Annotated in this window: 6 protein-coding genes; 2 read left to right on the top strand and 4 right to left on the bottom strand. The window is 74.9% G+C overall.

From position 1 onward, the window contains the following. On the bottom strand, nt 1–1052 hold a 1052-nt coding region (locus ACTIDRAF_RS0213985), incomplete at its 3' end, for an FAD-dependent oxidoreductase (RefSeq protein WP_039787314.1). 314 nt (nt 1053–1366) lie between these two features. Between ACTIDRAF_RS0213985 and ACTIDRAF_RS33825 the strand changes: the two genes are divergently transcribed. Beyond that, entirely contained in the window at nt 1367–1906 is a 540-nt protein-coding gene (locus ACTIDRAF_RS33825; RefSeq protein WP_026066089.1) for a TetR/AcrR family transcriptional regulator, read from the top strand. A 94-nt stretch (nt 1907–2000) separates the two neighbouring features. Here ACTIDRAF_RS33825 and ACTIDRAF_RS0213975 read toward each other — a convergent pair whose 3' ends face one another. Further along, on the bottom strand, nt 2001–3599 hold the full coding sequence (locus ACTIDRAF_RS0213975) for a dolichyl-phosphate-mannose--protein mannosyltransferase (RefSeq protein ID WP_425359123.1): 1599 nt from the start codon (nt 3597–3599) through the stop codon (nt 2001–2003). A 24-nt stretch (nt 3600–3623) separates the two neighbouring features. Here ACTIDRAF_RS0213975 and rsmI point away from each other — a divergent pair, with 24 nt between their 5' ends. Then, nucleotides 3624–4475, top strand: a complete 852-nt coding sequence (gene rsmI / locus ACTIDRAF_RS0213970; protein WP_016699355.1) for a 16S rRNA (cytidine(1402)-2'-O)-methyltransferase — start codon at nt 3624–3626, stop codon at nt 4473–4475. Between the two features lie 271 nt (nt 4476–4746). Here the strand turns inward: rsmI and ACTIDRAF_RS0213965 are convergent, their stop codons facing one another. Both ACTIDRAF_RS0213965 and ACTIDRAF_RS0213960 read right to left on the bottom strand, forming a co-directional pair. Beyond that, entirely contained in the window at nt 4747–5187 is a 441-nt protein-coding gene (locus tag ACTIDRAF_RS0213965) for a VOC family protein (protein ID WP_016699354.1), read from the bottom strand. Nucleotides 5188–5331: 144 nt separating this feature from the next. Then, the coding region (locus ACTIDRAF_RS0213960) for an aminodeoxychorismate synthase component I (protein ID WP_016699353.1) at nt 5332–6149 on the bottom strand (818 nt) is incomplete at its 5' end.

Raw genomic sequence — 6149 nt, 5'->3', positions numbered from 1 at the left:
GGGCGGGGGAGGAGCAGGCGCGCCAGGGCGTTCCTCGGCGCGGCCAGCCGGTCGGCCTGGGCGACCCGGGACAGCAGGTGCGCGCCGGCCGCCACCCGCTGCGCGGGCCGGCGCCGCGCCCGGTCGTAGGCGCGGAGGCCGCCCGGCACGTCCGATCCCTCGCCCACGCTGTCCGCCAGCGTGACGGCGTCCACCAGGGCCTGGCAGGCGCCCTGCCCCAGGTTGGGGGTCATCGCGTGCGCGGCGTCCCCCACCAGCGCCACCCGGCCGGCGACGAAGGACCGCAGGGGCGGGCGCAGCTCGTACAGCCGGTTGCGCAGCACGGTCTCGCCGTCCATCGCCGCCAGCAGCTGGGGAACCGGGTCCGGCCAGTCCCCGAAGAACCGGCGGACGTGGGCCAGGTCGTCGGGCGGCGCCGGCGCGTCCTCGGGACCCCGGATGGTGGCGTACCAGTTCGTCCGCCCCGGCGAGATACCCGTCACGCCGAACAGCGCACGACGTCCCCAGATCTCCCCGTGCCCCTCGACCTCGAGGGGAGCCACGCCCCGCCACGCGACCGCCCCGGCGTACCTGATCTCGGTGCGGTCGCCGAAGAAGGCCGGTCGGACGACGCCGCGGATGCCGTCCGCGCCGACCAGCAGATCGCAGTCGGCGAGCAGCGCGCTCGGGTCGTCGACCTCGGCCCCGAAGCGGACGACCCCCTCCGGGACCGCCGCGTTGAGGGTGGCCAGCAACGTCGGCCTGGCGACCAGCACGGTGGGCAGGCCGGTGCGGCGTTCCAGGCGTTCGGCGTCGACGCCTCCCAGCACCCGGCCGGTCGAGGTGCGCAGGACGAAGGATTCCTGCCGCACCCCGACCCGCCGCAGCTCGTCCACGACTCCCAGCCGTTCCAGCGCCCGCTGCGCGGCGGGCCACATGCCCAGCGCGGTGCCCTCGGGGCGGTGGTCGTGCTCGCGTTCCCACACCGACACGTCCCACCCGCGTTGTCCCAGCGCGGTGGCGCAGGCCAGGCCCGCGATGCCGCCTCCCACGACGACAGCTCGTCTTCCCATGCCCGTAAACTACACCTGTAGTGAGCGGTGGTGTCTGGGGATCCGGCGAGCGCGGACGGGGCGGGCGGCCACCGACACCGTGGCGGCTCGCGGGCGTGGACGTGCCGTCCGCCCGAGGGGCGTGCCGGCCACCCGGAGCGGTGGCGGTCCGCTCCGCCTGCGACGCTGGCTCGTCAGGAGAGGCCACGGGAGGAGTGGGGAGCGAGGTGGTGGAGGCCAGGGCGGTCCGACCCGGGAACCCCGACGGCGGGACACGGGGGGCACCGACCGCACCACGCCGTCGAGCCGACCCGTCGTCCACTCGACGGGAGCAGGTGCTGACGGCGGCGGTCCGGCTGCTGGCCGGTGGCGGCCCCCGGGCGCTGACCCACCGCGCCGTGGACGAGGGGGCCGGCCTGCCCGCCGGCTCGACCTCGAACCTGTTCCGCACCCGGGACGCCCTCGTCGCGGGCGTGCTCGACCACATCCTCGCCGAGGAGGAGGCGATCGTGGCGGGGGTCGCGGGAACCGGAGGCCCGGAGACCGCCGACCAGCTCGTCGCCTACCTGGTCGGGTTCCTCGACCAGGCGCTCGGGGTCGGACGCGATCTCACCCTCGCCCGCCGGGCGCTGTTCGCCGAGGCCGGTGTCCGCCCCGAGGTGCGGCGGGAGATCACCGAACGCACCCGGTCCCTCTGGGAGCTCGGCGGCCGGTGGCTGCGCGGACTCGGCGCACCCGACCCCGAGCGGCGCGCCCGGTTGTTGCTCGCCATGATCGACGGCATCATCACCGAACGGCTGGTTCGGCCCGAACCGCCGCTGGACGTCGAGGAAGCCGTGGAACTGGTGCTGCGGGCAGTCCTGTCCGACCCCTGACCGGCGGGCAGGGGGCCGAGCGGCACCGCCAGGACCCGCCCCTGGCGGCCCCGGGCGTCCCCGGCCACCAGCTCCCCCGCTCCCGCCAGGACCGCTAGCGCCACGAGGGCAGCCACAGCTCCGCGTTCCACCGCCACGGCGTGATCGGCTCACCCACCAGCACCGGCCACAGCCACACGAAGTTGGCCACCACCAGGCCGACGTAGAGCGACACCACCAACAGGCCCGTACCGCGCCGCTCCGATCCCCGGCGCGCGGGACCCAGGACCTGGCCGAGCACCAGGGTGAGACCGAGCACCAGGAACGGCGCGACCGGAGTGATGTAGAAGAAGTACATCTGGCGGTCCAGGTTCGAGAACCACGGGAGCCACCCCGCCAGGTAACCGACCAACACCGCCGTGTACCGCCAGTCGTAGCGGGTGACCGCGCGCCACAACGCCCAGGCCAGCATCGGGAACACCAGCCAGTACATCGCGGGGGTGCCGATCAGCATCAGCGCGCCCACGCACTCGTCCTGGCCGCAGCCGGTGACCGAACCGTCGTAGTAGTACAGCATCGCCCGCAGCCCCATCGGCCACGTCCACGGCTTGGACTCCCAGGCGTGCGGGTCCTCCGGGTCGGTGACCAGGCCGTTGTGGAACTCCAGCACGCTGCCGCTGTTGAACCACAGCGCCCGCAGCGCGTCGGGGACGAACCAGAACGCGGACGAGGTGCCCACGCCGTCGCCGACCGCGTGGCGGTCGAAGGCCGTCTCCGATCCGAACCAGGCCCACCAGGTGGCCAGGTAGGTGCCGATCGGCACCGCCACGAACGCCCAGAGCCCCGGGCCGAGGTCCCGGCGGGCCGCGCCGAGGAAGGGGCGGCTCACCCCGGCCGCCCGCCGGGCCGTGTAGTCCCAGAACACGCAGAGCACCGCGAACGCCGCCAGGAAGTACGCGCCGGACCACTTCACCCCGCAGGCCAGGCCGAGCAGTACCCCCGCGCCGAGCCGCCACCAGCGGACACCGAGCCGGGGGCCCCAGACGCTGTCCCCGGTCCGGCCCTCCCGCACGACGACCGCCAGGCGGTCCCGGACCTGGTCGCGGTCCACCAGCAGGCAACCGAACGCGGCGAGGACGAAAACGGCCAGGAAGATGTCCAGCATCCCCACCCGCGACTGCACGTGGCTGACCCCGTCGGCGATTAGCAGCACGCCCGCGATCCCGCCGAGGAACGTGGAGCGGGTGAGCCGGCGCCCGATCCGGACGATCAGCAGGATCGACACGGTTCCGGCGACGGCGGCGCTGAACCGCCAGCCCCACGCCGTGTACCCGAACAACCACTCGCCCACCGCGATGAGGTGCTTGCCCAACGGGGGGTGCACGATGAGCCGGTAGCCGGGGTTGTCCTCCACCCCGCCGTTGCGCAGCACCTGCCAGGCGTGCGGCACGTAGTGCTTCTCGTCGAAGATCGGCGTGCCCTGGTCCGTCGGGTGACCGAGGTTCCAGAACCGGATCACCCCGCCGACGAGGGTGAGGCTGAGCGCCACGACCCAAGCGCGCAACCGGTCCGCGGGCATCGGCCGGTTGAGCCGGGCGAGCGCCGTCTCGCGACCCCCGTCGGGCGGCTCCACCGGGGGGACCTCGCCCACCCCCACCACCCCCTCCCTGGCGGGCGACGGGGTGGCCGTGGTGTGCGGTGCGGGGACGCTCACGGCGCCGATCGTAGGCTTGACCAAGTGGGCAACATATCCGGAACCGGTCGACTCGTTCTCGCCGCTACCCCGCTGGGCGACGCCGGCGACGCCTCCCCTCGGCTCGTCGCCGCGCTGCGGACCGCGGACGTGGTGGCGGCCGAGGACACGCGGCGGCTGCGCGCACTCGCCAGCACCCTCGACGTCGCCCCGGCGGGGCGGATCATCAGCTACTACGACTCCGTCGAGGCCGCCCGCACCCCGGCCCTGGTCGAGACCGTGCGGGACGGGGGCACCGTCCTCGTGGTCACCGACGCCGGCATGCCCAGCGTCTCCGACCCGGGTTTCCGCCTGGCCAGCGCCTGCGCGGCGGCCGGCCTGCCGGTGACCTGCCTGCCGGGACCCTCCGCGGTGACCACCGCGCTCGCGGTGTCCGCCCTGCCCTGCGACCGGTTCTGCTTCGAGGGGTTCCCGCCGAGGAAGAGCGGCGAACGCGGCCGGTGGCTGTCCGGCCTGCGCGAGGAATCCCGCACCACCGTGTTCTTCGAGTCACCGCACCGCTTGGCCGACACCCTGGCGCAGGCGGCCGAGCTCCTCGGCGCGGGGCGCCCGGCCGTCGTCTGCCGCGAGCTGACGAAGACGCACGAGGAGGTGCGGCGCGGCGGCCTGGGGGAACTCGCGGAGTGGGCGGCGGCGGGAGTCCGGGGCGAGATCACCGTCGTCCTCGGCGGCGCCGAGGCCACCGGCGCGCCCGACCCGGCCAGCCTCGTGGGCGCGGTGGAGGAACGGGTGGCCGACGGCGAGCGGCTGAAGGACGCCGCCGGCGCCGTAGCCTCCGCGACCGGGGTGGGGAAGAAGGAGCTGTACGACGCGGTGCTGCGCGCCCGGCGCGGCTGATCCCGCTGGCCCCGGACGGCGGGGCGGAGCCCCCGCGCGGGCAGCCCCTCCCGGTCCGCGCTGCCCAGGACGGCGGGCCGTCCTCCCACCCGGCCACCGACGAGGTGGCGGACACCCCCCGGGGGGGGGCTCCCGCGGGTTCGCCCCGTTCCTCCGGCTGGACCGCCCCGCGCCTGGGGCGACTCCGGCGCGAGGACGGCTCATCCGGTCGGAGCGGCGCGAGGGGTGGGCCCCGTCCTCGGGCGGCGGAGGTCGCGTTCGCGGCGTGTCCTCACGAGACGTCGCCGAGGACGGCCCGGCCGTCGTCGGTGAAGGTCAGGCCCGGGTTGTGCACGACGTCCCACCGGAAACCCTCCGGGTCGGCGACGTAGGCCTGGTAGCCGCCCCAGACGGCGTGCTGGGCGGGGCGGACCAGCGAGCCGCCGGCGGCGACGAAGCGCTCGACCACCGCGTCCACCTCCGCCTCACTCCCCACGTTGTACCCGAGGGTGAACCGTCCGGGCCCCTCCTGATCCAGGGCCGCGCCGCCCAGGTCGTCGGCGAGTTCGGCGACGCCCCACAGGCTGAGCAGCAGTCCGTGTCCCACCTGGACGAACACCGTGTCCTGGATGTCGGCGACGACCTCCCAGCCCAGTCCGTCCCGGTAGAAGCGCCGCGCCCGGTCCAGGTCGTTGACGCCGAGGGTGAGGACGGTGAGGTGCTGCTGTGCCATGACGTTCCGTTCCTTTCGCTTCGGTCGCCCCGGTGCGGGGCCACGGCGACGGTAGGCGCTGGTGGACGCCGTGTCGTGAACGAAACGGACATCCGCGCCCGGAATCCCGGGAGCGAGTGACAGGACACCGGGGAACGCGGGGTGTCATCCCCGGCCCGAGGGCTGGGGGTCGGTCAACAACGCCAGCAGCGGTGCGGCCTTGGCGTGGCACTCCGCCCACTCCAGCTCCGGGACCGAGTCGGCGGTGATCCCACCGCCCACCCCCAGTGCCAGCTCGGCGCCTGCCGGGGCCGGCGCGTACTCCAGGGTGCGGATCGCGACGTTCAGCTCCATCCCCGCCACCGGCGACACCATGCCCACCGCCCCGCAGTAGACCTCGCGGGGTGTCCGCTCCAGGTCGGCGATCAACTCCAGCGCCCGCACCTTGGGCGCCCCGGTGACGGACGCCGGCGGGAAGGTGGCGGCCAGCAGCTCGGCGTCGGACACGCCCCGGCGCAGCTCGCCCACCACGGTGGACACCAGGTGCCACACCCCCGGGTGGGGCTCGACGTCCAGCAGGGCGGGGACGGTGACACTGCCCGGCTGGCACACCCGGCCCAGGTCGTTGCGGGCCATGTCCACGATCATCACGTTCTCCGCGACGTCCTTGGTCGACGCCCGCAACCGGGCCGCGTTGCCGTCGTCGGCCGGGCCCCGGCGGGGCAGCGTGCCCTTGATCGGACTGGTCCGCACGGTGCGGCCCCGGCGGGCCAGGAACAGTTCGGGGGACAACGACACCACCGCGCCCCACCCGCCGGACAGGAAGGCGGCCCGCGCCGGTGCCAGGGTCGACACCCCCCGGACGAACAGCGCCAACGGGTCGCCGTCGAAGCCGGCCCTGATCTCGGTGCACACGTTGACCTGGAATACCTCGCCCGCCCCGATGGCGGCGACCGCGCCGAGGACCGCCTCCTCGTGCGGCC

The sequence above is a fragment of the Actinoalloteichus spitiensis RMV-1378 genome, assembly GCF_000239155.1.
Classification (GTDB): Bacteria; Actinomycetota; Actinomycetes; order Mycobacteriales; family Pseudonocardiaceae; genus Actinoalloteichus_B; species Actinoalloteichus_B spitiensis.
This window is presented reverse-complemented; position numbering and strand designations above follow the sequence as displayed.